Origin of the sequence: Leisingera thetidis, assembly GCF_025857195.1 — a bacterium.
Classification (GTDB): domain Bacteria; phylum Pseudomonadota; class Alphaproteobacteria; order Rhodobacterales; family Rhodobacteraceae; genus Leisingera; species Leisingera thetidis.
In genome coordinates, this window is record NZ_CP109787.1 from 3817861 (window position 1) to 3841764 (window position 23904).

The 23904-nt window shown below is 62.4% G+C and carries 24 protein-coding genes and 2 tRNA genes; 5 read left to right on the top strand and 21 right to left on the bottom strand.

The genetic code is table 11. The features are described 5' to 3' along the window. Window positions 1–175 precede the first annotated feature (175 nt). The 7 genes from OKQ63_RS18420 to OKQ63_RS18450 all read right to left on the bottom strand — a co-directional run bounded on the left by OKQ63_RS18420 (window position 176) and on the right by OKQ63_RS18450 (window position 4350). Window positions 176–937 (bottom strand): DUF6538 domain-containing protein, encoded by a 762-nt coding sequence (locus OKQ63_RS18420; RefSeq protein WP_264211476.1) that lies wholly within the window; start codon window positions 935–937, stop codon window positions 176–178. 94 nt (window positions 938–1031) lie between these two features. Then, a tRNA-Phe gene (locus OKQ63_RS18425) sits at window positions 1032–1106 on the bottom strand. 81 nt (window positions 1107–1187) lie between these two features. After that, window positions 1188–1391 (bottom strand): DNA gyrase inhibitor YacG, encoded by a 204-nt coding sequence (locus tag OKQ63_RS18430; protein WP_264211477.1) that lies wholly within the window; start codon window positions 1389–1391, stop codon window positions 1188–1190. Continuing rightward, complete coding sequence (locus OKQ63_RS18435; RefSeq protein ID WP_264211478.1) at window positions 1388–2410, bottom strand: ribonuclease E/G; 1023 nt, start codon at window positions 2408–2410, stop codon at window positions 1388–1390. The genes OKQ63_RS18430 and OKQ63_RS18435 overlap by 4 nt, the downstream gene beginning before the upstream one ends. Then, the gene (locus OKQ63_RS18440) at window positions 2407–2988 is read right to left on the bottom strand and encodes a Maf family protein (RefSeq protein WP_264211479.1); all 582 of its coding nucleotides are present in this window, start codon (window positions 2986–2988) and stop codon (window positions 2407–2409) included. Before OKQ63_RS18440 ends, OKQ63_RS18435 begins: the two co-directional genes overlap by 4 nt. Before the next feature lie 181 nt (window positions 2989–3169). Continuing rightward, the gene (gene infA / locus OKQ63_RS18445) at window positions 3170–3388 is read right to left on the bottom strand and encodes a translation initiation factor IF-1 (protein WP_005978431.1); all 219 of its coding nucleotides are present in this window, start codon (window positions 3386–3388) and stop codon (window positions 3170–3172) included. Between the two features lie 83 nt (window positions 3389–3471). Next, a complete protein-coding gene (locus OKQ63_RS18450; protein ID WP_264211480.1) occupies window positions 3472–4350 on the bottom strand; it encodes a carbon-nitrogen hydrolase family protein in 879 nt (292 codons plus the stop codon). 261 nt (window positions 4351–4611) lie between these two features. On the opposite strand from OKQ63_RS18450, the gene OKQ63_RS18455 reads away from it, so the two are divergent. Further along, window positions 4612–5532, top strand: a complete 921-nt coding sequence (locus OKQ63_RS18455) for a hypothetical protein (RefSeq protein ID WP_264211481.1) — start codon at window positions 4612–4614, stop codon at window positions 5530–5532. Between the two features lie 39 nt (window positions 5533–5571). On the opposite strand, the gene OKQ63_RS18460 is transcribed toward OKQ63_RS18455, so the two are convergent. Genes OKQ63_RS18460 through OKQ63_RS18475 form a run of 4 tightly spaced genes read right to left on the bottom strand, consistent with a single transcriptional unit; the run spans window position 5572 to window position 7492 of the window. Next, window positions 5572–6159, bottom strand: coding sequence for a GNAT family N-acetyltransferase (locus OKQ63_RS18460; protein ID WP_264211482.1), 588 nt, complete (start codon window positions 6157–6159; stop codon window positions 5572–5574). Then, a complete protein-coding gene (locus tag OKQ63_RS18465) occupies window positions 6159–6554 on the bottom strand; it encodes a ketosteroid isomerase-related protein (protein ID WP_264211483.1) in 396 nt (131 codons plus the stop codon). Before OKQ63_RS18465 ends, OKQ63_RS18460 begins: the two co-directional genes overlap by 1 nt. Beyond that, window positions 6551–7009 carry an arsenate-mycothiol transferase ArsC gene (locus tag OKQ63_RS18470; protein ID WP_264211484.1) on the bottom strand — a complete coding sequence of 153 codons (459 nt, stop codon included), beginning with the start codon at window positions 7007–7009 and terminating at the stop codon, window positions 6551–6553. The genes OKQ63_RS18465 and OKQ63_RS18470 overlap by 4 nt, the downstream gene beginning before the upstream one ends. Before the next feature lie 3 nt (window positions 7010–7012). Then, complete coding sequence (locus tag OKQ63_RS18475; protein ID WP_264211485.1) at window positions 7013–7492, bottom strand: UPF0262 family protein; 480 nt, start codon at window positions 7490–7492, stop codon at window positions 7013–7015. A gap of 159 nt (window positions 7493–7651) precedes the next feature. Between OKQ63_RS18475 and OKQ63_RS18480 the strand changes: the two genes are divergently transcribed. Next, window positions 7652–8410, top strand: a complete 759-nt coding sequence (locus OKQ63_RS18480; protein ID WP_264211486.1) for an SDR family oxidoreductase — start codon at window positions 7652–7654, stop codon at window positions 8408–8410. A 245-nt stretch (window positions 8411–8655) separates the two neighbouring features. On the opposite strand, the gene hisD is transcribed toward OKQ63_RS18480, so the two are convergent. From hisD to OKQ63_RS18505, 5 genes are all read right to left on the bottom strand, one after another. Then, the gene (gene hisD / locus OKQ63_RS18485) at window positions 8656–9957 is read right to left on the bottom strand and encodes a histidinol dehydrogenase (RefSeq protein ID WP_264211487.1); all 1302 of its coding nucleotides are present in this window, start codon (window positions 9955–9957) and stop codon (window positions 8656–8658) included. Between the two features lie 157 nt (window positions 9958–10114). Next, window positions 10115–10537: a GNAT family N-acetyltransferase gene (locus tag OKQ63_RS18490; RefSeq protein WP_264211488.1), complete on the bottom strand. Its 423-nt coding sequence runs from the start codon at window positions 10535–10537 to the stop codon at window positions 10115–10117. Between the two features lie 93 nt (window positions 10538–10630). Next, on the bottom strand, window positions 10631–11107 hold the full coding sequence (locus OKQ63_RS18495; protein ID WP_264211489.1) for a DUF2948 family protein: 477 nt from the start codon (window positions 11105–11107) through the stop codon (window positions 10631–10633). After that, a complete protein-coding gene (gene murA, locus OKQ63_RS18500) occupies window positions 11107–12375 on the bottom strand; it encodes a UDP-N-acetylglucosamine 1-carboxyvinyltransferase (protein WP_264211490.1) in 1269 nt (422 codons plus the stop codon). The genes OKQ63_RS18495 and murA overlap by 1 nt, the downstream gene beginning before the upstream one ends. 6 nt (window positions 12376–12381) lie before the next feature. Then, complete coding sequence (locus OKQ63_RS18505; protein WP_264211491.1) at window positions 12382–12537, bottom strand: hypothetical protein; 156 nt, start codon at window positions 12535–12537, stop codon at window positions 12382–12384. An 85-nt stretch (window positions 12538–12622) separates the two neighbouring features. Here OKQ63_RS18505 and OKQ63_RS18510 point away from each other — a divergent pair. Then, window positions 12623–12697, top strand: a tRNA-Thr gene (locus tag OKQ63_RS18510). A 234-nt stretch (window positions 12698–12931) separates the two neighbouring features. Here the strand turns inward: OKQ63_RS18510 and OKQ63_RS18515 are convergent. After that, complete coding sequence (locus OKQ63_RS18515) at window positions 12932–13087, bottom strand: hypothetical protein (protein ID WP_264211492.1); 156 nt, start codon at window positions 13085–13087, stop codon at window positions 12932–12934. An 80-nt stretch (window positions 13088–13167) separates the two neighbouring features. Here OKQ63_RS18515 and OKQ63_RS18520 point away from each other — a divergent pair, with 80 nt between their 5' ends. Together OKQ63_RS18520 and OKQ63_RS18525 are read left to right on the top strand one after the other, a co-directional pair. Further along, window positions 13168–15507, top strand: coding sequence for a methyl-accepting chemotaxis protein (locus OKQ63_RS18520; RefSeq protein ID WP_264211493.1), 2340 nt, complete (start codon window positions 13168–13170; stop codon window positions 15505–15507). 205 nt (window positions 15508–15712) lie between these two features. Beyond that, the gene (locus tag OKQ63_RS18525) at window positions 15713–18664 is read left to right on the top strand and encodes an ATP-binding protein (protein ID WP_264211494.1); all 2952 of its coding nucleotides are present in this window, start codon (window positions 15713–15715) and stop codon (window positions 18662–18664) included. Window positions 18665–18719: 55 nt separating this feature from the next. On the opposite strand, the gene OKQ63_RS18530 is transcribed toward OKQ63_RS18525, so the two are convergent. The 4 genes from OKQ63_RS18530 to glyA all read right to left on the bottom strand — a co-directional run bounded on the left by OKQ63_RS18530 (window position 18720) and on the right by glyA (window position 23899). Next, the gene (locus OKQ63_RS18530) at window positions 18720–19559 is read right to left on the bottom strand and encodes a DMT family transporter (RefSeq protein ID WP_264211495.1); all 840 of its coding nucleotides are present in this window, start codon (window positions 19557–19559) and stop codon (window positions 18720–18722) included. A 41-nt stretch (window positions 19560–19600) separates the two neighbouring features. Beyond that, entirely contained in the window at window positions 19601–21277 is a 1677-nt protein-coding gene (locus tag OKQ63_RS18535) for a Na/Pi cotransporter family protein (protein WP_264211496.1), read from the bottom strand. Window positions 21278–21437: 160 nt separating this feature from the next. Continuing rightward, window positions 21438–22196 (bottom strand): DeoR/GlpR family DNA-binding transcription regulator, encoded by a 759-nt coding sequence (locus OKQ63_RS18540; RefSeq protein ID WP_264213949.1) that lies wholly within the window; start codon window positions 22194–22196, stop codon window positions 21438–21440. Window positions 22197–22615: 419 nt separating this feature from the next. Further along, complete coding sequence (gene glyA / locus OKQ63_RS18545; RefSeq protein ID WP_264211497.1) at window positions 22616–23899, bottom strand: serine hydroxymethyltransferase; 1284 nt, start codon at window positions 23897–23899, stop codon at window positions 22616–22618. Window positions 23900–23904 lie beyond the last annotated feature (5 nt).

Below are 23904 nucleotides of genomic sequence, written 5' to 3' on the forward strand. Positions count from 1 at the left end.
CAGCGCTGGCAGCGTTGGCATTTGTTTGAGGCTTTCTGTTGTACCGCGGGAAGAGGAAATCGCTTTCAACGACCTCGCTCAGCAAACGCTCTGCAGCCCACTTGGCTTGCCCCTCCAACGGGACGACACGCTCACCGCCCTTGGTTTTCAGACGCCGCCACGGGTGTGGACGCACTCAGGCAACCAGAGAACCGTCTGACCGCCGTTCAATGTCCTGTCTCGCCATTCCTGCGGCCTCAGCAAGCCGCATTCCCGTGTCCGAAACGAGCGCTACAAGCCACCTCATGTCATCGTCCAGTTGGCGACACTGGCCCTGAACCACTTTGAGTGCATCCGCTGGGATTGGGTTGCGATCACTTACGCCAGCCTCTCGGTCGTAGTAGACCCCGTTGAAAGGATTGGTCAGGGTCAGGCCAAGCTCACTGGCTGCGAAGTTTGTGACCGCGCGAACGGTCCCAAATATGCGTGTTATACTGCTGCCAGCCAATCCACGTTCGATGAGCGCATCCCTGAACTTGTTGGCATCGGTCTTGGTGAAGGCGTCGAGGTGTTTGTCACCACAGGCGTCGATGACATAACCGCAAGATCGTTCCGCTGCACGATGGAATGTCTCTGGTCGTCCTTGCCCTTTCAGGCACAGGTAGATGCCGACAGCTTCGGACAAAAGAACAGATGAAGAGGAAATCTCAGGAGCTGCTGCACTGACTACGACACGTCCCTCTGACTGCATTCTCAGCATATGCTTGCCCGGCAGTTCCACATCCTTTGAGCGGAGGTGATACCAGTACTCATCCAACCGATCGGCGGCTCTTCTGGCCCGCGCTTCAGCGATGCGAGCAGACCGCGTTCGCAATGAGTAGGCAATGCGAGGTGAGGTGTAGTGCTTCTTCAGGTCTTTGGGGATGCGGCGGCTGAAGTAGAAAACGCCATCGTTCACGAAGGTGAACGCAGGCGAAATGGTCTACGACATGGTCTACGGCTCCTTGCATGTTCAAAAAGCTGGAGCAAAACCAATGTGTTAGCTGAAGTAATGGTGCCCGGGGGCGGAATCGAACCACCGACACGAGGATTTTCAATCCACTGCTCTACCCCTGAGCTACCCGGGCATGGGAAGGCTGTTCGCCTTGGGTGGGGGCCTTCTATGCTCTAAAAATGATGGTGTCCAGAGGCTATTTGAAAGAAAATCACTAATGGCGGACCTGAGGCGGCTTTTCTCTTCCAGCCCGCCTTAGCTCCGCTTCTTCCACTATATTTTCAGTGTCTTCAGGAGCCTGACTGGGCACTGAATAGACGCCATTGAACCATCTACCCAGATCGATATCAGCACAGCGCTTGGAACAGAATGGCCGATACACCTTCTGCGTTTCGCCGCCGCAAATCGGACAGCTCATTTCAGCACTTCCCGCAGGGCAATGCGGCCGCGTTTGCGCTGCAGTTCGTAATTTCCGAGATTGGTCCAGCCGGCCAGCACCGTCTCCTCGGTATCGGCCCGGAATGCCGCGCGGAGGGCCGCTTCAAAGCCGCGGCGGTCTTTTTTCGGCATCGGCGCCAGATCCAGCACGATCTGACCACCCAAACCCCGGACACGCAAGGCCCGCGGCAAAGCTTTGGCCGCCGCCATGTTGGCCTTGATCCCTGCTGCCAGCGAAGTGTCCAGGCCTGTGTTTACATCCACCGCAATCAAGGCACGGCTCGGCTCGATGTACAGGAAGCCGCCGCCCGGTAGCGGCTCGCGGATGCCCCGGGCGACTTCCAGCGCGTCCATCACACCAAGGCGTTCAAACCCGCCGGGATCGCGCTCCACCTCCGCGGGCTCCACCCAGTCACGCCAGGCCAGGAGATGCGGTGTGTCGCCTTCGGCCAGAACCTCAATCTGTGAACCGTCATCCTGCATGATCTGCGCCGCCATCGCCGCCATTGCCGCGACGTCCTCGGCTATATCGCCGCTGTCCGCCCCTGCACAGGCCGAGCGCAGGATCAGCCCGTAGCCCGAAGCGTCCATTTCCTCATGCGCAATCTCAAGAAGCCGGTCGCGTTCGTCCTCGTCGCGAATGCTGCGCGAGATGTTCAGCCCCGGCGCCTCCGGGGTGACGATGGCATAACGGCTCTTGAACAGAAGCTTCTGGGTGACCGGGATGGCCTTGCCCGGCTCGGCATAGCCGGAGACCTGAACCAGAATCATCTGCCCCGGCGCCAAGCCCTTGACCTGGCGCAGGAAAGCCGGTCCGTCAGGTGTTGTCAGGAACATACCGCCCTGCCCCTTTACCGGCCGGTCGGCACGCGCGCGGTAGATGGTGCCGGGGGCCGGCGCATCGCTTTCGATCAGGAAATCTTCCAGCCTGCCGTCCACCATCAGCGCGGCGGCTTCACGGTCCTGGATGTGGTCGAGAATGATGGTGCGGCCTTTCATGCGGCAGCCTCCTGATACAACTGCAGCCCGGCGGCGCGCAAAAGATTTGCAGTTTCGGACAGCGGCAACCCGACTATCCCGGTGAACGAGCCGCTGATCCAGGGAATGAACGCTCCGGCAGCCCCCTGGATGGCATAGGCTCCGGCCTTTCCTTCCCAGTCGCCAGAGGCGAGGTAGGCGTTCAGCTCCTCATCCGAGAGGGTCTTCATCTTCACCTGGCTCACCACGTCCTTCTCCCACACCCGGCCGCCGCGGCGCACAGCCACAGCAGTGATGACCCGGTGGCGGCGCCCGGACAAGGCCAGCAGAAACTCAGCCGCTTCGCCTGCGTCGCGCGGCTTGCCGAGGATACGGCGGCCCAGAGCCACGGTGGTGTCGGCACACAGAACAATATCTTCTGCCCCCGCAGCTACAGCCTGCGTTTTTTCCCGTGTCACCCGCGCGCAATAAGTTCTCGGAAGTTCGCCCTTCAGAGGCGTCTCGTCTGTTTCCGGCGGGCGCACCGCATCAGGGCGCACTCCAAGCTGCGCCAGCAGTTGCAGCCGCCGCGGGCTGCCGGATCCCAAAATGAACGCCATGCCGTGGCCCTCTTATACCGTTTCCGCCTGTCATACGGTGAATTCCGGCAGCGTGAAAGAGCGCCCTGCTCTTTCACGCTGCCGGAAATGCTCCCGCCGGAGGCAGCAGCCCCAAGGCCGCCCTGAAAAACCAAAGCCCGGCACGGAGCCGGGCTTTGGTTTTTCTTGGACGGTCAACGGCTTACTTGAAGCGGTAGTTGATCCGGCCCTTGGTCAGGTCATAGGGGGTCATTTCCACCTGGACCTTGTCGCCGGCCAGAACACGGATGCGGTTCTTGCGCATCTTGCCTGCCGTATGCGCGATGATTTCATGGCCGTTTTCCAGCTCGACCCGAAACGTCGCATTAGGCAGGAGTTCCTTCACGACACCGGGAAATTCGAGCGTATCTTCCTTGGCCATGTTGTCTCCATCATTGGGTTAACCCGCAAACTGCGGGACGTGCGCTTAAATGGGGTCATTTTTCCAATATTTCAAGGGCCCAATCAGGAAAGAGCGGCCTTTGTGACCGTTTTCGCCCGCGGCAATTGCTCCTCCCAGTGCAGCCGGTTCAGCACCCCCCCATCGGCCCGCACATGGGCGATCGCCTCCAGGTCGGCTTCGGCATAGGTCCAGCCCGGCTGGTTCAGGCTGCCCTCGGCCAGCACCCCGGTTCCGGGGAAGCCCTTGTCCGGAGGGCCGAAAATGCCGCCCATGCCTGTGTTCATATCCACAGCTTCGGACCATTCATTGGCCCCGATGATCGATGCCATGACGGTGACACACTGGTTCTCCAGCGCCCGCGACATGGCACCGATGCGCACCCGCCAGTAGCCGGCCAGCGCCTCGGTGCAGGAGGGCACGAGAATCACATCCGCCTCCGCCAGCGCACGGCCCAGCAGAGGGAACTCGCTGTCATAGCAGATCAGCACACCGATTCTGCCCAGGCTGGTGTCAAACAGCTTGAGCGGCCCGCCCGCGGCAATGCCCCAGTCCTCCCGTTCAAAGCGGGTCATGATCTGCTTGTCCTGGTGATCACGGGCACCGGACGGCGTGTAAAGTTCTGCCCGGTTCACCGGGCGGTCCAGCCCGCCGCTCACCGGCGCGGAAGCGCCCAGGATGTGCACGCCGTGTCCGGCCGCAAGTTTCAGATGCAGCGCCGCTGCCTCCTCCATCTTTTCCGAGACCGAATGGATGGATTGCTCCAAGTCGCCTGCAACCGCAGCTCCATCGAGCGTGGATAGCTCCATCGCACCGTATTCCGGGAACACCAGCAACTCTGCCCCGTTGCCGGCGGCCTCCGCCACCCAGGCGGCCAGTTTGTCTTCGTACTGTGCCCAGCTGTCGAGCCAGTCGAGCGGGTAAGCGGCAGTGGCGATTTTCATCAGCGGTCTCCAACAGGCATCCTCAGCCGCTCCGGGCGTCCGGCGTAACAGAAGCATTGCCCTGCAATCTGTCCCTGCGCAAGGCGTGCTGAACAGCCCGCCTTGCCCCGGCCTCTGAGAGGGTTTGCAATTGTATTCGAAAGCGGATCACATTTTTGCAACGGAATTATCTCCGGGCTGCGTTATATCTTGGTGCTGCGCGCCAATTTGGCCATTCTCAGGCGCAGCTGCCCATTTAACTTATTGAAAAGGATCACTCCCTTGGCAACCAAGCTTGATGACAAGAATTTGAAGAGTGTTATTGCCGACCTCCCCAAGAAGGGCTTCCGCACCAAGTTCTGGCGCGAATACCGCGCCGGGTCCTGCAAGGGCAGCGGCGTTGGCAAGTGTATGGATTTGCTTGAAAAAATGGGCGTTCCGCCATCCGGCAATCCGGCCAAGGCGGATCTCGACAAAATGCCTGAGATTGTTCAGGCCTTCAGCATGCTGGCGAATGCAATGCTTAAGGCCCGCGGCAAGTGCGGCAAGCTGCAATCGCACAGCCGGGATCTGTGCCTGGCCTATGCCAAGCTGATCGAAAAGCGCGAAGACGCGGCCGCTGAGCTGGCCCGCAATGCGGACAAGATCAAAGTTCAGCAGATGAAAGAGCAGCTGAAGCGCGAAAAGGCCAATGAGGAAACCGACAAGCACCTGGCCAAGCTCAAGACGGAGCATGAAGAAAACCGAAAACTGATCCTCAAGGAGATCAACGCGGCCGAAGTGCGCGCCAAGAAGATCGAAGCAGCCTGTCAGGATATTTCCAACGACATCGACAATGCACTCGGCAAACTGGAAGCCATTAAAAAGGCCTGGAAAACCGCTCATGGCAAGGAAGGCGCCGACCGGTCCAAAATTGAAGCCCAGGCCGATAAGGGCATCCGCGAGCTGAACAAGGCCTTCAAGATCAACGTGCACGCCAAGAATGTGAAGGACGCCCTGCCCAAGCTGTTCAAGGAAGTCAGCGAAAACTTCAAACAGTTCAAGCAGGAGGACTACAACAAGAAAGCCATGTCCTCGGCTGCCCGAGCAGTGACAGGCGCCAAACGCGCCTTTGATGACGCCCGCGATTCCGTGAAGTTGTATGCCGCCCAGCAGAAAATCGCGCTGGAGGAGGTGCAGGCCGCGCGCCCCGAAGGCGTCTGACAGCAACAAAGCAGGCGCATTTTCAAGCGCCTGCTTCCTTTACAGGTCCCGGATCCAGAATTGCAGCGGTTTGCGCGTTTCCTCGGCCTGATCCACATCCTTCCACGAAAAATGCGCGACGGCCCCTTCAAGCGGCGCGTAGCCACGCTTGCGCCAGAACGGATCGAGCGGCGCATAATCCGCGGGCCGCAACGGGTGGTCTGCCGGGCGCTGCACGCTGCAAAAAGCGCATTTGCTGAAGCCATGCTTGCGGGCATGCGCCTCGCGCGCATCAAAGAAGCCATGGCCTACTCCGTGCCCGCGGTACTCCGGCAGCAGCACGGATTCGGCGCAGTAAAAGACCTCTTCCAGGTCAATGCCGGCGCCCTCGAAGGCGGCAGCAAAATCGTCCGCATGGTCGGCGAGCGGTGCCCCTGTGGAAGCGCCCGCCAGAACGTCTCCGTCAAAGGCGCCAACCACCACGGCCCGCTGGCTGTCCCGGTAGCTTTGCAGGTATGCGCGCTCATAGGCGAGGCCGCCGTCATACAGATACGGCCAGGCCCGGAACACCTTGATCCGCAGACGGGCGACATCATCCAGCGCGGCCTCCAATGCCGCGCCGGTCATTGCCTCGACCCGAATGGCCATCAGGCGGACACCTGGGCGGTCCAGTCCGCAAGATTGTAGTAGGTGGTCACGCGGGAGATCTTGCCGTCCTTCAGGTCGAAGAACGACCCGGCAGGCAGCCGGTAGGTCTGCCCTTTCGCTTCAGGCAAGCCCTCGTCGGTTGCCAGATAGGTTCCGTTCACGATGAACTCGGCCGCGGCCCGGGTGCCGTTCGCGGCGGAAAAGATCACCATGTCGGTCAGCTCTTCCTTGTAGCAGCGGTCCATGTGGGCACAGAAATCAGCGAATTTTTCCTTGCCCACGCGGACCTGCCCCTCGTTCACGTGATGGGCGATGTTGTCGTCCAGGCAGTCCAGCATGGTCGCCGTGTCGCCTGCATTGAAGGCTGCGAAATAGCGCGCGATGGTGTCGGTCATGTTCTCTCCGTCGGTTCGCCCCAGCGGTCTTTCAGATGCTGGATGATTTGATCCCGGGTTTGCCGGTAGCTGTTTAACTTGGCATCCCGTGTTTCGCCGAGCCCGGTAGGGTCCATAATTGGCCAATATTCGACATCGAGGTGAAAAAAACGGGTCAGCTCCAGCGCCCTGCGCTGACTGGCGGGCGACAGCGCCACCACCAGATCAAAGGACGACAGATCGTCCCCCCAGCGTTCCATTTCGTCAAAGGAGCGCGACCGGTGCCGGGACAGCTCGACATCAATTTCCTGACAGACCGCAATGGAGAAACCGTCGATCTCCATATCGTTCTTGACACCCGCCGACTGCACATAGGTGCCGGTGCCGTAGAATTTCTTCATGATGCCCTCAGCCATCGGAGAGCGGACCGAATTGTGGTCGCAACAGAACAGAACGGACTGCGGCAGCTCCTCCACCCGTCAGCCTCCGAAATGCAGGACACAGATCAGGGTGAACAGCCGGCGGGCGGTGTCGGTGTCGACCTCGGCCTTGCCCTCCAGCCGCTCCTGCAGCACCCGGCTGCCTTCATTGTGGATGCCGCGCCGGGCCATGTCGATGGTCTCGATCTGGCTGGGCGGCATGGTCTTCACGGCAGTGAAATAGCTTTCGCAGATCTGGTAGTAGTCTTTCACCACCTGCCGGAACGGCGACAGCGACAGGTGGAATTCCGCGGCCTTCTCGCCCGTTTCGGTGTTGATATCAAAGACCAGCCGCTTGTCGCGGATCGCCAGGCCCAGATGGTACGGGCCGTCCGGCAGATCGCGGTCCTCACGGGACGGCAAGGTGAAGCTGTTCTCTTCGATGAGGTCATAGATCGCCACCTTGCGCTCCTGCTCGATCTCAGGCGTCGGAGGCGGCAGGTTGCGGTCGTCCAGTTCAATGTGGCTGATGCGGCTCATGGGTCTTTGTCTCTAAATGCGCTGAGGCGTCCGGCCATGAGTATCGCACCGGCGCGCCCGGGGCAATGCAGCAGCAGGCGTCAAGGCAAGGGCTGTTTGCGGCAGCGCTTGACAGGCTGCCTCTGCCCGCTCAGCCTGCCCGCAGCAGGAGACAGGATGATGACAGGGCTCAAACAGTTTTCCCTCGCAGGCCAGCGTGCGCTGGTAACCGGATCCACGGACGGGCTCGGCTTTGCCGCCGCCAGGCTGCTGGCTGAAGCCGGAGCCGAGGTCTGGGTGAACGGGCGCAGCAGGGAACGGGTCGAAGGCGCCTTGGCCCGGATGCCGGAAACCGCCCGCCCCCTGGTCCTGGACGTAGCCGCGGAGGATGACTGTGTTGCGGCCATGGCAACAATTGCCGCAGCAGGCGGGCTCGACATCCTGGTCAACAATGTCGGCCAGCGCGACCGCCGCAGCCTGCCGGAATTCAGCCGCTCCGATCTGCAGGCACTGTGGGAGACCGATCTGGTCTCCCCCTTCCGCCTGTGCCAGCTGGCGGCCGCACAAATGGCCCCCAAGGGCTATGGCCGGATCATCAATATCTCCTCGATCGCAGGCCTCATTGCCCAGGCAGGCGACGCCGCCTATACCACTGCCAAGGCCGGCATCAACGGCATGACCAAGGCGCTGGCGGCAGAGCTTGGCCCCAAGGGCATCACCGTGAATGCAATCGCCCCCGGCTTTTTCAAAACTGCCCCGAACATGGCCGCGGCAGCCGACCCGGCGATAACGGAAAAACTCAAGGCGGCCACCTCCCTCGGCCGCTGGGGCGAGCCGGAAGAACTGGCACCGGCCATCCTCCTGCTCGCCTCCCCTGCCGCCTCCTACATTACCGGGCAAGTGCTGGCAGTGGATGGCGGCTACACCTCCCACTACTGAATTCTGCGTCATTTTTCCGAAAAAAATGACTTGATGCCTCCGGCGGGGATACTTGGGGCCAGAAAAAGATACGGATGTTTCACCACGCCAGCTCCCCTCGCGCCTGCGGTACAGGCCGGGACGCCGATGACCGCGCCAGGTGAAGCGCCCCGGCCGGTCCGGGGTGCGGATCCCTTTCATCTGGCTGAAAATATCCCGGGGTGAATACGCGCACCGCGCGCAGAGGGGCAGCGCCCCTGCGGCGCTCAATCGTTCAGCGAATCCAGCCGGGCCGTGACGGACAGCCCGTGCGCTTCCAGGCTTTCGCTTTTCGCAAGAACCTCTGCCGCCGGACCAACTGCCCGCAGCGAATCCGGGGTCATCCGGCTGAGCGTCGTACGCTTGAGGAAATCCATCACCGAAAGGCCGGAGGAAAACCGCGCTGAGCGGGCCGTCGGCAGCACGTGGTTCGGTCCGCCGACATAATCACCGATCGCTTCCGGCGTGTACTGGCCCAGGAAGATGGCACCTGCGTGCACCGTCTTTTCGCACAATCCCGCCGGATCCGCGACGCAGAGTTCCAGGTGCTCCGGCGCAATGCGGTTGGATAGCGCTGCGGCTTCCTCCAGGTCCCGCACGGTGATCACCGCCCCGAAATCCCGCCAGGACGCGGCGGCAATGGCGCGGCGTTCCAGTGTTTCCAGCCGCTTGTCCACTGCCTCTGCCACCGCCCGGCCAAAGCCTTCATCATCGGTGATCAGGATCGACTGGGCGCTTTCGTCGTGCTCGGCCTGGCTCATCAGATCGAGCGCGATCCAATCCGGGTTGTTGTCCCTGTCCGCAATCACCAGGATTTCCGAAGGCCCCGCGATCATGTCGATGCCGACCTTGCCAAAGACCCGCCGCTTGGCAGCCGCCACAAAGGCATTGCCGGGACCGGTGATCTTGTCCACCGGAGCGATGGTTTCCGTGCCATAGGCCAGCGCCGCCACGGCCTGGGCGCCTCCAACGCGGTAGATCTCATCAACTCCTGCGAGCCTTGCCGCCAGCAGCACCAGCGGATTGATCCGGCCATCCGGCGCCGGCACGGTGACCGCCAGCCGCAGCACACCCGCGACCTTGGCAGGGATGGCGTTCATCAGCACCGAGGAAGGATAGGACGCAAGCCCGCCCGGCACGTAAAGCCCCGCCGCCGAAACCGCCGACCAGCGCCAGCCCAATGTTGCGCCGGTCTCGTCCGTCCACTGCGCATCTTCCGGCATCTGGCGTGCGTGGTAGGCGCGGATGCGTTCTGCCGCCAGCTCCAACGCCTCGCGCTCTTCCGCGGAGACCTCAGCGATGGCGGCATCCACCTCCGCATCCGAGAAACGCAGCTGCGCGGCTTCCAACTGCAACCGGTCGAATTTCGCCGTCAGCTCCACCAGCGCAGCATCGCCACGGGCGCGGACATCGGCGATGATCCCGGCAACGATGGCATCCACATCCGGGCTGTCCTCGCGCTTGGCCCCCAAGAGCGCGGTGAAGGACTGTTCGAAACCGGTGTCACGGGTGTTCAGAAACTGCGGCATCTGTGTCTCCTTTGCGCCCCGCATAGCGGCAAGACCGGGGAGCCTCAAGATTTATGGTGCGGGGCGGTGCAAATGGACGCAACAGAAGGGTGCCTCCCCTCTTGGCTTCACGGTCAGCTTGCCCCGGAGTATTTCAGCCGGAAAGATGCCGCTGTCTTCAGGTCAGGGATTTGCGCATCGGCGTGCAAGGCGTCCCGCGGCCCTCCGCTGAACCGCCCAGCTGCTGCCAGCCATGCTTCAGAAAAAAACTCCGCGCAGTGCGGTTGGCGTTCAGCCGCCCTTCGCTGCGGCCTGCGCCATGAAGCTCCGTCTCGAGGTGTGACAGCATCCCAGACCCTGCGCCCTGCCCTGCAGCGCTGGGTAAAACATAAAGCAGGGCTATTGTGCCACCCGGTTCCAGGCCGCCCACAGCCTCGGCTTCGCCATTCCGTTCAGCCAGCCAATAGCACCCGCAACCACCGAACCAAGCCCGGATTTGGCCCGGTGACTTATCCGCAGTCCAGACGGCAATCCGTTCTGGGTCGTCCTGGTGGTCGGCCTCGCACAAATCCCGGAAAGAGGCGGTAAGCACCCGGCTCATGGCAAAGACATCAAAAAGAGTGGCAGGGCGGATCTGGAATGGCACTGGCGGGCGGGCAAAGGCCTGGGAAATGCCGCGCTTGTTCTGCACAGTTCAAGTACCGTGCTCCGGGGCCTGGCCCGATGGGGCCCGGTAAGGCCGGGTCACATCGCGCAAAGAGACCTCCAGCGCCTCGACGGACAGGCGGATCGCGCCATCGCCTGCCAAGGTGAGCAGCACATGGCCGGCGGCTTCCTCCCCGGGTTCGAAGCTGATCGAAAGAAGCGACAGAATAAGGTCCCGGTCCTTGCGGTCGACTCCTTGCGAGGCAACCCCCAGAACATTGTCCACAACCAGGAGCGACTGCACCCGCTCGTAAGCCCGGCCGCGGCGTTCGGCAGCGTCACGGTCCTCCCAGCGGAAGCGGTTCACCAGCAACGCAAAGCGGCGCTGGGACGCGCGCCAGGTCATTTCAGTAGCCGGAAACACCGCGTCCTGCAGCAGCGAAGACAGCACCTTGAGGTCTTCTTCCTCCAGCGCACCCAGGTTCAACGGGCCTTCGCGGCCGTCTTCAAAGCTTGCATCCGTCATCACTGTTCCCTGATCCGCTCGATTTTGGCGCCGACGCCGGACAGTTTGCGCACCACCTGCTCATAGCCGCGGTCCAGGTGATAGACCCGGCTCACCCTGGTTTCGCCTTCCGCCGCCAGACCGGCCAGGATCAGCGAGACCGACGCGCGCAGGTCCGTGGCCATCACCGGGGCGCCTTTCAGCGTCTCTACGCCGGTCACCGTGGCATGGCCGCCATGCACCTCGATCTGCGCGCCCATCCGCACCAGTTCCGGCGCGTGCATGAAACGGTTCTCAAATATCTTCTCTTCCAGCACGGAGGTTCCTTCAGCGGTGCACATCAGTGCCATCATCTGCGCCTGCAGATCGGTCGGGAAGCCCGGGAACGGCTCGGTCACCACGTCCACCGCCCGGACGCGGCCGTTCTTGCGGCTGACCTGCAGGCCCTTTTCGGTCTCCGTCACCTGAATCCCCGCGGCATCCAGCTTCTCGCAGAAGGAGCCGATCAGGCCGATGCGGCCGCCCAGAAGCTCCACCTCACCGCCGCAGATTGCCGGCGCCAGCATATATGTGCCAAGCTCGATCCGGTCGGTCACCACCTGATGGGTGGCGCCATGCAGGCGGTCGACACCTTGGATGGTGATGTCCGGACTGCCGTCGCCCTCGATCTGGGCACCCATCTTGCGCAGGCAGTCGGCCAGGTCGACGATCTCCGGCTCGCGCGCAGCGTTTTTGATAACCGTGGTGCCTTTGGCGAGCGTCGCCGCCATCAGGATGTTCTCGGTGGCCCCGACCGAGGCGAAGCTCAGCTCGATCACCGCCCCCCTCAGGCCTCTGGGGGCCTTGGCGTGCAGATAGCCATCTTTCAGTTCGATCTCCGCGCCCAGCGCCTCAAGCCCGTGGATGTGCAAATCCATCGGCCGCGCGCCGATTGCACAGCCGCCCGGCAGCGACACTACCGCCTGGCCCAGCCGCGCCAGCATCGGGCCCAGCACCAGGTTGGAAGCGCGCATCTTGCGCACGATGTCATAGTCGGCGACGTGGCTGGTGAGGTCATGGCTCGACATTGCCAGCACCTGGCCGTCCTGCAGGCTGGAGACCTCCGCCCCCAATGACTGCAGCAGCAGCGTCATGGTCTTGATGTCGCTCAGCCGCGGCGCATTTGTCAGTGTCAGCGGCTCTTCGCTCAGCAGCGTGGCCGGCATCAGGGTGAGGCAGGCGTTTTTGGCCCCTGCGATCGGAATCTGCCCGCTCAGCGGGCCGTTGCCAGTTACCAGAATTGAATCCATCTGCCCTTACTCTCCGTCCTTGCCCGTATCCTGGTCCTGTTTTTCCGCCCGCGCTTTGGCCTGAGCCTTGCGCCGGGCCATGTTTGCCTTGAGCGCCGCCTTCAGCCGGTCTTCGCGGGAAGCCGCAGATCCGTCGTTTTTCGGTGTTTTCTTCTCTGCCATAAGACTTCTGTAACTTAGTGCGAAAAAACCGTCCAGAATGCACTTGCGCCCCTCCGCGTTTATGCCTAAAAGCCCCCTCACCGGCGCTGCTGTAGCTCAGAGGTAGAGCACTCCCTTGGTAAGGGAGAGGTCGAGAGTTCAATTCTCTCCAGCAGCACCATCTCCAGAGAAACAAGTGTTTACAAGGCCTTACAACGCCAGCCTGCATTTCTGCTGCAGCCCGGCATGATTGGCTGCACTTGCCTGCCAGCGGAAACCCCCGAAGGATGGGGCATTTTCCCGGGCAAGGGATGGCCGGCAGCCTGCGAGGCTATTCCGTCCAGAACCAGTCCCTCACAGCAGCAAGAGCATTCGCACCGCAGATTCGCGCCCTCCGCACACTCGGCAGCGGGAATCAGCGGTGCAGCAGCGATTCGCGGCGTCGCCGCAGGTCTGCAGATAAAAATGAATGGGTTTTTTGCGCCCGCCGCCGCGCCAAATGACGCAAATCGGGAGCTCTGGAGCCGTTTTTTAACGCCCCGGAAATGAATCCCCCCGAGTGTTTTTCCATCCGGCACCACCCAGCTGGCATCGCCGGCGGCCGTTCACAGGCTGCCGGCAGACTGAATTGTTGATGGGAACTACGCTGCTATGACTCGATTGATGAAATTCTGGGGCAATATGCGATTGGGGCGCAAGCTGCCCCTTTCTATTGCTGCGCCGACAATTCTTCTGACACTCGCCTCGGGCTTCTTCTTCGCCTGGGAAGCCGGGCAGGCGCTGAAGGTCAACCGCGAAGCCGCTTATGCAACGCTGCTGGAAGAGCGCAAGGAAGCGCTGGAAAGCTGGGTGGCAAACCTGCGCTCGCAGACCCGCACCCTGGTCGCCAGCAAGGCCGTCGAAACGGCGCTGCGTGACTTTTCCAACGGATTTTACTCTCTGGGCGACGATCCCGGCGGATATCTGCGCGCCGCGTACACAGACGGCAACCCCAATCCTGCAGGAGAACGCTACAAACTGCTGGATGCCAAGGACAAGTCCGCCTGGTCGATCCGCCACAAGATGAACCACACCGGCTTTGTCACCTTCCTGGAGGAACAGGGGTTCCTGGACGCCTATCTTTTGGATGTGCAGGGCAACATGGTCTACTCGGTGCAGAAGAGTGACGATTTTGCACTGAACTACCTGGACGGGCCGCTCAAGGACAGCGGGTTGGGGAGAGCCTTCCGGGCGGCGCTGGAGCTGGAGGAAGGCAGCGTCTTCCTGTCGGAAATGGCCGCCTATGAGGCCGACGGCGGCGCAGCGGCGATGTTCATTGCCTCGCCGGTCTTCAAGAAAGGTGCGATCATGGGCGCGCTGGTGCTGCGTGCGCCGGTCAGGGATATTGCCGGGATCTTGTCGCGCTCCGCTTTGCTTGGCGAAACCGGCCAGGCCTATCTGGTGCGCGGTGACGGCATCGCCCTCACGGCGTCAGACCGCGCGGGCGGCCATCGGATCCTGTCGCAGCTGCCGGAGCTGCAGCAGATTGCTGCTGCCATCAGCGGCGGCGAAGCCAGCTTCTCGGGCACACCGGGCCTGTCCGGACAGCCGGTTGAGGCGATGGCGGCCGGCATAGGGCTTGAGGACCGGACCTGGGGGATAGTTCTGGAGGTGGACAGCGCGGAAGCCCTGGCCGCGCAGAAAAGCCTGTCCAACGCCGCCATGCTGCAGGCCGTTGGCGTCGCGCTTGCCGTGGCGCTGCTGTCCTGGATCGCCGCCCGCGGCATTGCCCGCAAGGTGTCGGCGCTGTCCGACAGTGTCGAACATATCGCGGCCAAGGACTATGGCCACCCGGTTGCGGGCCATGGCACCGGTGACGAGTTCGGCAATATCGCCGGCATCCTCGAAGGCTTCAAAACCGATCTGCAAAATGCCCGGACCGCCGAGCAGGAACGGGCTGAGGCGCAGCGCCAGCAGGATCATGTGGTGAACGAACTGCGCGCCGGCCTGAAGCATCTGGCGAACGGTGATTTCTCGAGCACGATTGAAGCGCCCTTCCCCGAAGCCTACAAAGGCTTGCGGCTCGATTTCAATCAGACGGTCAACACGCTGAACGCAACCGTGCGCGAGGTGGTCGAAGCCACAACCGGTATCCGCAATGGCACTTCGGAGATCAGTCAGGCTTCGGATGATCTGTCGCAGCGCACGGAAAGCCAAGCCGCGACGCTGGAAGAGACAGCAGCAGCGCTGGATCAGATGACCGCCAGCGTCAAGGCCGCCGCCGACGGCGCACGCCGGGTTGAAAACGCCATGAACGAAGCCCGGGACGAGGCCGAGGCCAGCGGCGAGGTGGTACAGAATGCAGTTGCCGCGATGAACGGGATTGAGGAATCGGCCAGCCACATCTCGCAGATCATCGGGGTGATCGACGACATTGCCTTCCAGACCAACCTTCTGGCGCTGAATGCGGGCGTTGAGGCCGCGCGGGCGGGCGATGCCGGCCGCGGCTTTGCAGTTGTCGCCTCGGAAGTGCGGGCGCTGGCGCAGCGCTCTTCGGATGCGGCGATGGAGATCAAGGCGCTGATCTCCAACTCCGGCGAACAGGTCGAGAAAGGCGTGGTCCTGGTCGGCAAGGCCGGCGAGGCGCTGAACAGCATTGTCTCCCAGGTCACCCATATCTCGGGACTTGTCTCGGGCATCGCCGAAGGGGCAGCCGAACAATCCACCGGCATTGGCGAGATTAATACCGGGGTGATGCAATTGGATCAGGTGACCCAGCAGAACGCTGCGATGGTGGAACAGATGACCGCAGCGGGCCAGTTGCTGAACGGCGACGCCTCCAAACTGGCCGGGCTGGTGGCGCGGTTCGATGTCGGGCTGGAGATGGCTCCGCCCCAACAGCCCGACCTGCAGGCCCTGCACGGCGGCAACTGGGATGACGTGCCCGCGGAACCTGTGGCCCTTCCCGCCGCAGGCAGCTCGGCGGCCTTGGTTAAATGGCAGGATTTCTGATCCCCCAATGAGGTCTGGATGACTTTCTCAACGCTCTCATCCCTCTGCCGCGGTCACGACCAGTTGCCGACTGCTTCCGCCACGGCTGACGTTGCGAAAACCTGTTTTTCAGACTTTAAGGAGTATTTAGTGCAGAACAGAACAACTGGCAGGCATACTGCTCGCCGCTGCCAGTGATGGTTCGTGCTCATGCAAAGGTGGCTAAATGGCCCTGAAAAAAATTCCAGTCGGCTGGCTGCGTTTTCTGAGCAACCGAACTTACCTTCCCGCCCTGCTCGCCTTCGCTGTTGTGTGCGCCGCAGGCTATTTTGCCGAACGGCAGAACACCACGATCCACCATCAGTCCGAGCGCGCCAGGGTTCAGCAGCAGGCCGGGCTGATAAAATCCCGCCTGGAGGGGCAGCTGAACGGCGACTACCAGCGGCTGCGGGGGCTGGCAGCCATGCTGGCTACCGAGCCGGACATGCCGCAGACACGGTTCAGCCGGCTCGCGGCTCAGGTGCTGGAAGGGGAAACCGCGATACAGCATATCGCTGCGGCCCCCGGACTGGTGGTTTCACTGATCTACCCGCTGAAAGGCAACGAACCCGCGGTCGGACTGGATTACAACAAGAATGCTGCGCAGCGTGAGGCGGCGCACAGGGTGCGCGACAGCGGAGAAATGGTGCTGGCCGGCCCGGTAGACCTAGTGCAGGGCGGTTCCGGTTTCATCTACCGGTTGCCGATTTACACAGGTTCCGGTTCCGAGCGGCAGTTCTGGGGGATCCTGTCCGCCGTTGTCCCGACAGAGACCCTTTATGCAGCCACTGGCTTGCACGGCAGCAGCCTTGAGTTGGGGCTGACCGGTCAGGATGGAACCGGCGCTGAAGGCCGGCAGTTCTTTGGCACCCCGGACACCCTTGCCGGCACGCCTGTCCTGCTGAATGTGAATTTGCCCGTCGGCTTCTGGCAGCTGGCCGCCCGCCCGCCGGGCGGTTGGCAGAGCCGCCCAGAAAACCTGTGGAAACTGAGGCTGGCCTTGCTGGCGGCTGGCATGCTGATTGTGTTCCCGACATTTCTGGCCGGCAGGCTGTCTGCAGCGCGGCAGACCGTAATCGGCAAACTGCGGCGCCGGGAGACGGAACTTGAAGCTGTTTCACGGCGATTGGAAATTGCGGTTAAAACGTCCAGGGTCGGCATCTGGGAATGCGATGCCGGAAATCAGCGGGTGAGCTGGGACAGCCGGATGCATGAGCTTTACGGCATCCCGATTGAACACGGTCCGCTGGCAGGGCAGGACTGGGCCGCCATGCTGCATCCTGAGGATCGGGGCCGGGTTGCCGATGCTCTGCAAGCCGCAGAGCAGCGAAAGACGCATTTCGCCTCGGATTTCCGGATCGTTCTGGCGGATGGCACAGTCAAGCACATCAGGGCGCTGGCCAGCCCGTTTACCGATGCGCAGCAACGCGACTGGATGATCGGCGTCAACTGGAATGTGTCAGAGGACGTCCATTTGCGCGAAGAACTGATCCGGGCCAACAGGACACTTTCCGAACGGAACACGGAACTGAAGGAAGGCAAGCGGGCGCTGGAACAAGCCCATGCCGAGCTGCAAAAGCAGCAGGCCGAGCTCCATCGTCTGTCGCTGGTAGCCAAACACGCCTCCGACAGCATCATTCTGACAGACGCGGACCGGCGAATCCTCTGGGTCAACGATGCCTTCACCCGCACAACGGGATATACCGCCAGCGAAGCCATCGGCCAGACCCCGTCGGATTTGCTGGACGGCCCCAACACTGATCTGGACGTGATCAGGGAGATGAACCGGCACAAGGATCTCGGCATCCGCTATCACAACGAGGTGCTCAATTGCACCAAGTCGGGAGAAGAGGTCTGGTTTGACACCAATATTGTGCCTGTGACTGGTGCAGACGGCAAGGTGGACCTGATCATCGGCATCGAGCGCGACATCACCCATAGCAAACTGCGCGAGCGCGAACTCGCCGAGGCCAAGCTGGCCGCCGAACAGGCCGACCGGGCCAAATCGGAATTTCTGGCCAATATGAGCCATGAAATCCGCACGCCGATGAATGGCATCATCGGCATGGCTGACCTGCTGGCCGAGGCTGAACTGGCTGCGGATGAGCTGCAGAACGTGGAGACCATCCGCAGCTCGGCCCAAGCGCTTCTGAAAATCATCAATGACATTCTCGACCTGTCGCGGCTGGAAGCAGGAAAGTTTTCCATCGCCAAAGAGGAATTCAATCTGCGCGACTGCATCAGCAGCGCCGCGGATCTGTTCCACCCGAAAGCACTGGAAAAGGGGCTGGCACTGCAGGTGAGCTACGCAGAAGGCCTGCCCGAACAGCTGTATGGCGACGACGGGCGCTTGCGCCAGATTCTGGTCAATCTGATCGGCAATGCGGTGAAATTCACGCCGGAAGGCAAGGTCGCCGTGCGCGTCTCGCACACCGCAGAGGACCCCTTCCGGCTTGTGGTCGAAGTTGAAGACAGCGGAATTGGGATTTCCGCATCCCAGGCCCGCCATGTTTTCGACCGCTTTACGCAGGCGGATGCTGCAACCACAAAAGCGTTTGGCGGCACCGGGCTGGGGCTGACGATTTCCAGCATGCTGGCCAAGCGGATGGGCGGCAGCATTTCGGTTGAGTCAGAGCTGAGTCAGGGTTCCTGCTTCCGGCTGGAAGTGCAGATGGCGCCAGCCAGGCAGGCGCAAGGCCGGGCTACCGCCCTCGCCCTGGAGGCTGCTCCGCAACTGGCGCCATGCCGGATACTGCTGGCTGAGGACAATCAGACCAACAGGCTGCTGATCCGCAAATACCTGCGCGGCCAGCCGGTTGAGCTGGCCGAAGCTGGCAACGGCCGGGTTGCGGTGGAGATGTGCCATGAGCTGCAGCCGGATATCATCCTGATGGACATGTCGATGCCGGAACTGGATGGCATCGCGGCGACACGGGAAATCCGCAATCTTCCCGTTCCCCAACCCGTCATCGTGGCCTTGACCGCCAACGCCTTTTCAAGCGACAGGCATGCCTGCCTGAACGCGGGCATGGATCACTTTCTGGCCAAGCCGGTGAAAAAGGCGGTGCTGCTGCACACTTTGGCAACTGTCCTGGAAGAGACGGCCGCAGCGCAGCAGCAGCCCCGCGCCAGAGCTTGAGCCCCCTGGCCAAATCAGACCGTTCCGGCGGCCGGCGGGAACGCTGGCAGCCTGACTAGACAGCCATCCCGATCAGTGCCACACCGCCAGCCATCAAAACCGCTGAGCCCAGACGCCGCACCCAATAGCCCTCCTTAAGGAAGACAAACCCGATCAGCGCCGCAAAGATGACAGACGTTTCGCGCAGCGCGGACACCGCCCCGAGCGGGGCGAAATTCTTGGCGTAAAGCACCAGCCCATAGGCCGACATCGATACCAGTCCGCCGGCAATGCCCAATGCCCAGGTCCGCCCGGGCAAGGCCGCCAGGGTGTTGCGCTTGCGTATGGCAATGAACCCTGCAATGAAAATATGCAGGAAGGCGCCCCAAGCCCAATAGCTGAGCGTATTGCCGGACAGGCGGACTCCCATGCCATCGAGCAGAGAATAGACCGAGATGCAGAACCCGGTTCCTGCCGCAAAGCCCAATGCAGCACGCCCCACGCCGGAGCGCAGGGCTTTCCAGCTGCTTAGCTGAATTCCAAGTCCAATCACCGCAATCCCGGCCCAGGCCTGCAGCGGCAGCACCTCACCGGCGAAGATCATCGCCCAGATACCTACCAGCGCCGGTACAATGCCCCGGGCAATCGGATAGACTACACTGAGGTCACCATGCTGATAGGCCCGTCCGAGCATGTAGTAATAGCCGAAATGCACAACCGTGGAGAGCAGGATATAGACAAAGCTTTCCGCCGACGGCAGCGGCAGCAGCACGACCATAGCGGCGCTGGGGATGACCTGGCCAAAGGCAACCAGCCCAAGCGTGGTGGTGCGGTCGGCAGCAGTTTTCACAATTGCATTCCACACCGCGTGCAACAGCGCTGCTGACAGAATGATAGCAATCATCGAGAGGGTCATATCAGAAACAGGTCTTTAGGCAGGCAAACGGATTTCTTGCCTCAATCGGCGTCTTCCGGCCGCATTTCATTGATCAGCCGGGTCTCCAGAAGCTGGCCGTTCTGGTAGAGAACCGGGTAGGCCACTGCCGCTATATGGCTGTTGAACTCCCGCAAGGCGCGCAGCGTTTCCAAATGGATGTCAGAGGTGTCAAAGCTTTCCCCGGTACCGTTCTGCAACCGCTTGAGGTGGCGTTTCCGGCTGTCATGCTCCATCCGTTTCAGCTCGGTTTTTTCCAGACTCAGCAGGCGCGCGCTTTCCAGGTCATCAGAGATCAGGACGTTCGACGCAAGCTGCATATTGGCCAGGATCGCCTCATGCATCCGGGTAATCTCCAGCCAGCCGTCCTTGGAGAATCTCAGGTCTTTCTTGTTCAGGTCGCCAGCCAGCACCATCAGCCGGCGCGCCACAACGTCGCCTGCCGTTTCCAGCCGGATGGCATATTCCATCAGGCCACGGGCGGTTTTCAACTGCTCCTTGCCAAAGACCTCCTCCGGAATCGCCGCCACGTATCTGCGGATGCCTGAGAGGCAGGCATTGACCTCATCATCCATTGCCTGGACCGCCTTGATGCGCTCTTTGCTGCCGGATTGGTACAGCTCCAGAACGGGGCGGAACATGGCGTTCACCTGGTCCGACATCCGCAGCAATTCGCGCTTAAGGTTCGATACTGCCTGGGCTGCTGAGCCGTAATTGCCCTGCTCCAGCGCGCTGACAGGCTGCCCCGGCTGATTAGCCACCGCTGGTGCCGGATCGGGAAACAGACGGGCAAAAACGCCCCCCAATGGCGTGCAGAGCGGCAGCGCCAGCGCCAGGAGGGATGCGTTGAAGGCGAGATGCGCGTTGACCAGCATCTGGCCGCCCTGCGGATCGCCCAGCAGTCCCTGGCGCAACGCCAGATTGGCGCCGAACAGGCAGAGCACCGCCCAGGTTCCGCGCAGCGCAAGGTTGGCATAAGGGATCCGCCGCGCCTTCAGATCCATGCCGCGGCTCAGCCACACCGGAATGAAGGCGGAGCCGAAATTCGCCCCCAGCACCAGCGACAGCCCGGCGGCAAAGGGGATCGCGCCGATCTGCACCAGCGTCACGCACATCAGGATCGCCGCCACCGAGGAATGCATCACAAAGGCCAGCGCGCCGCCGACCAGGAAGGCGGTGACATAATCGCGCGCCAGGTAGCCTGCGACGGCCGGCAGGAAGGCGCTGTCGCGGATCGGATCCATTGCCTCGCGCAGAAACCTGAGCGAAATCAATATGAAGGCAATTCCCATCAGGATCCGCCCCAGCTGGCGCGCCTTCTTGGCCTCGGTCTTGACAAACAGGTAGCCGCCCGCCGCCAGCAGCACCGGCACCAGCCAGTCGAGCTTGAACGACAGGATCTGGATGATCAGCGCCGAGCCCAGATCGCCGCCCAGCACGATCGCCAGCCCGGTGGGAAACGCCAGGTAGCCGCTGGCGGCAAAGCCGGAGGTCAGCAGCGCCACCGCCGCCGAGCTTTGCAGCACGATGGCCAGGATCAGCCCCATGAGGCCTGCCTGCAGATGGCTTTGGCGGCCCGTCAGCAGCCGCTGGAACGAGGCGCCATAGCTGCGCTCGATCCCGGTCCGCACCATCCGCACCGCGTAAAGCAGCAGCATCGTGGCACCTGCCAGGCTGATCAGGAACGTTAGAATTGCCATTTCAGTTTCCGCCTACGGCCTCCAGCTGAGGCGCATCGATCCCCCAAAGTGACAAGGCAGCCTTGGCCCTCCCCGGCCATAGCAATGACAGGTAACTCCGCAGGACCGCCATCACAAGCCGGGCTTTCCACGCCGCATCGGAAAGAAGAAGAAATGTTGCTCACTCATCCTTTCCACCCGGAGCAACTTCCAACGTCACGCCCCATCCAGCCAGCGCAGAGGCAAGTTTCTTGCCAGGGCTGTGATCCGTGCAAAAAAGATCGATTTTGCGCGGAGACGGCCCGCAATGCGGCGCGGATTCCGCAAATTTGGAATGGGTGATGACCACGGCAACCTGCTCTGCACATTCGGCCACCACACCTGCCAGCTGCGCTTCGGCGGCGCAATGATACAACACGCCCTGCTTGGCGGAAAAGCCGTCCGCCGACAGGATGGCCAGGTCCAGCGCAAAACGGCGCACTTGCTGTTCGGTTACAAAGCCGAAGGTGCCGCGCTCGTTGCTTTGCAATTCGCCGCCCAGAAAATGCACCCGGTTGCCATTGTGGTTGGCCAGTGTCTGCGCAGCACCGATGGAATTTGTCACCACCACCAGCCCGGATTTCTGCCGCAGTTCCTCGGCGACGAAGGCAGTGGTAGAGCCCACATCCAGGAACAGCGCCATCCCGTCACGGGCATAGGCGGCAACGCGGGCCGCAATGCGCGCCTTTTCTTTCTGGTTTTCGGATATGCGCCGTGCGAAGCTGGTTGCACTTTGCGGCCCGGCCAGAAAGGCACCGCCATGCACCCGCTGAACAGCGCCGGCCTTATGCAAGGCCTTGATGGTGCGGCGCACGGTTTCCTCGGAAACATCGAGCATTTTGGCAAGCTCCGCACTGCGGGCCGAACCGCCCAGGCGGCGCAAGGCGTCCACAAGCTCCATTTCACGGTGGGAAAGAGAAAGAGAGTCCGGCAAGAGGTAACCCGTTTGCAACTGCAGTCTTCACGCGATTAGGCATGGCCCGCCGCCGCATTACAACAGCGCCCCACAGTTTCCCACATATTTCTGAACTATTCCGCCATGAGTGCGGGAAATTCTGGCCAAACGGGCATACTTCTGTCCAACAGCCGGGTTCTCCCGCCCCTTTGGGGCCTGCCTTGGCAGTCCCGAAAGCGTTGGGCGTGGCGCCGTGCGGGGGCACGGCGCGGGCAGCGCCCCGCAGGGGCGCTGCCGGGCCCAAGGCCCGTGCCGGGGCATCTTCGATGCACAGGCGGGGCGCGGGAGCTCCGCCTGTGCGGCAAAGGAAAACCGCCGCAGCCTCGCGGGCCGCGGCGGTGGTTCTTGCGCAGGCCGGAAGCGGCTTACAGGTTCGGGTACAGCGGGAAGCGGGCGCAGAGGTCCGCCACCTTGGCGCGCACCGCGGCCTCCACCTCCGCATTGCCCTCTTCGCCGTTGGCGGCCAGCCCGTCGATCACCTCGATGATCAGGTCCGCGATCTGGCGGAACTCAGCCTCGCCGAAGCCGCGGGTGGTGCCTGCGGGCGTGCCGAGGCGCAGGCCGGAGGTCACGGTGGGCTTTTCCGGGTCGAACGGGATGCCGTTCTTGTTGGTGGTGATATGGGCACGCCCCAGCGCCTTGTCGGCGATGTTGCCGGTGACGCCCTTGGGGCGCAGGTCGACCAGCATCACATGGGTGTCGGTGCCGCCGGTGACGATGTCGAGGCCGCCCTGGATCAGCTGGTCCGCCAGCGCCGCCGCGTTCGCCCTGACCTGCTGCTGGTAGGCCTTGAACTCCGGCTTCAGCGCCTCGCCGAAGGCCGCCGCCTTGCCGGCGATCACATGCATCAGCGGGCCGCCCTGGATGCCCGGGAAGATCGCCGAGTTCACCTTCTTGGCGATCGCCTCGTCGTTGGTCACGATCATGCCGCCGCGGGGCCCGCGCAGGGTCTTGTGGGTGGTGGTGGTGGCGACATGGGCGTGCGGGAACGGCGAGGGGTGCTCGCCGGCCGCGATCAGACCCGCGATATGGGCCATGTCGACCATGAAGTAGGCGCCGACGCGGTCCGCGATTTCCCGGAACCTGGCAAAGTCGATCTGGCGCGGGATGGCCGAGCCGCCGGCGATGATCAGCTTGGGCTGATGCTCGGTCGCCAGTGTCTGGATCTGGTCGTAGTCGATCAGGTTGTCGTCGCGGCGCACGCCGTAGGCAACCGCGTTGAACCACTTGCCCGACTGGTTCGGCGCGGCGCCGTGGGTCAGGTGGCCGCCGGAGGCGAGATCCATGCCGAGGATGGTGTCGCCGGGCTGCAGCAGCGCCTGGAACACGCCTTGGTTGGCTTGCGATCCGGAGTTCGGCTGCACGTTGGCGAATTCGCAGCCGAACAGCTGCTTGGCGCGGTCGATGGCGAGGTTTTCGGCAACGTCGACATACTGGCAGCCGCCGTAGTAGCGGCGTCCCGGGTAGCCTTCGGCGTATTTGTTGGTGAGCACGGAGCCCTGGGCTTCCATCACCGCGGCGGAGACGATGTTTTCGGAGGCGATCAGCTCGATCTCGTCGCGCTGGCGGCCCAGCTCGGCGGTGATCGAAGCATAAAGCTCGGGATCGCGCTCGGCGAGGGATTGGGTGAAAAAGAGGTCTTTGGACATTCCGG

Excerpts from the sequence above, each read along its gene's own strand:
- OKQ63_RS18520 (WP_264211493.1), top strand. The coding sequence starts at position 13,168 with ATGACTCGATTGATGAAATTCTGGGGCAATATGCGATTGGGGCGCAAG.
- OKQ63_RS18430 (WP_264211477.1), bottom strand. The coding sequence starts at position 1,391 with ATGAGCTGTCCGATTTGCGGCGGCGAAACGCAGAAGGTGTATCGGCCA.
- OKQ63_RS18530 (WP_264211495.1), bottom strand. The coding sequence starts at position 19,559 with ATGACCCTCTCGATGATTGCTATCATTCTGTCAGCAGCGCTGTTGCAC.
- OKQ63_RS18505 (WP_264211491.1), bottom strand. The coding sequence starts at position 12,537 with ATGGCAGAGAAGAAAACACCGAAAAACGACGGATCTGCGGCTTCCCGC.
- OKQ63_RS18440 (WP_264211479.1), bottom strand. The coding sequence starts at position 2,988 with ATGGCGTTCATTTTGGGATCCGGCAGCCCGCGGCGGCTGCAACTGCTG.
- OKQ63_RS18480 (WP_264211486.1), top strand. The coding sequence starts at position 7,652 with ATGACAGGGCTCAAACAGTTTTCCCTCGCAGGCCAGCGTGCGCTGGTA.
- OKQ63_RS18435 (WP_264211478.1), bottom strand. The coding sequence starts at position 2,410 with ATGAAAGGCCGCACCATCATTCTCGACCACATCCAGGACCGTGAAGCC.
- hisD (WP_264211487.1), bottom strand. The coding sequence starts at position 9,957 with ATGCCGCAGTTTCTGAACACCCGTGACACCGGTTTCGAACAGTCCTTC.
- OKQ63_RS18460 (WP_264211482.1), bottom strand. The coding sequence starts at position 6,159 with ATGGCCATTCGGGTCGAGGCAATGACCGGCGCGGCATTGGAGGCCGCG.
- infA (WP_005978431.1), bottom strand. The coding sequence starts at position 3,388 with ATGGCCAAGGAAGATACGCTCGAATTTCCCGGTGTCGTGAAGGAACTC.
- OKQ63_RS18515 (WP_264211492.1), bottom strand. The coding sequence starts at position 13,087 with ATGGAAAAACACTCGGGGGGATTCATTTCCGGGGCGTTAAAAAACGGC.
- glyA (WP_264211497.1), bottom strand. The coding sequence starts at position 23,899 with ATGTCCAAAGACCTCTTTTTCACCCAATCCCTCGCCGAGCGCGATCCC.
- OKQ63_RS18450 (WP_264211480.1), bottom strand. The coding sequence starts at position 4,350 with ATGAAAATCGCCACTGCCGCTTACCCGCTCGACTGGCTCGACAGCTGG.
- OKQ63_RS18465 (WP_264211483.1), bottom strand. The coding sequence starts at position 6,554 with ATGACCGACACCATCGCGCGCTATTTCGCAGCCTTCAATGCAGGCGAC.
- OKQ63_RS18490 (WP_264211488.1), bottom strand. The coding sequence starts at position 10,537 with ATGAGCCGGGTGCTTACCGCCTCTTTCCGGGATTTGTGCGAGGCCGAC.
- OKQ63_RS18540 (WP_264213949.1), bottom strand. The coding sequence starts at position 22,196 with ATGGAGCTTGTGGACGCCTTGCGCCGCCTGGGCGGTTCGGCCCGCAGT.
- murA (WP_264211490.1), bottom strand. The coding sequence starts at position 12,375 with ATGGATTCAATTCTGGTAACTGGCAACGGCCCGCTGAGCGGGCAGATT.
- OKQ63_RS18535 (WP_264211496.1), bottom strand. The coding sequence starts at position 21,277 with ATGGCAATTCTAACGTTCCTGATCAGCCTGGCAGGTGCCACGATGCTG.
- OKQ63_RS18495 (WP_264211489.1), bottom strand. The coding sequence starts at position 11,107 with ATGACGGATGCAAGCTTTGAAGACGGCCGCGAAGGCCCGTTGAACCTG.
- OKQ63_RS18525 (WP_264211494.1), top strand. The coding sequence starts at position 15,713 with ATGGCCCTGAAAAAAATTCCAGTCGGCTGGCTGCGTTTTCTGAGCAAC.
- OKQ63_RS18475 (WP_264211485.1), bottom strand. The coding sequence starts at position 7,492 with ATGAGCCGCATCAGCCACATTGAACTGGACGACCGCAACCTGCCGCCT.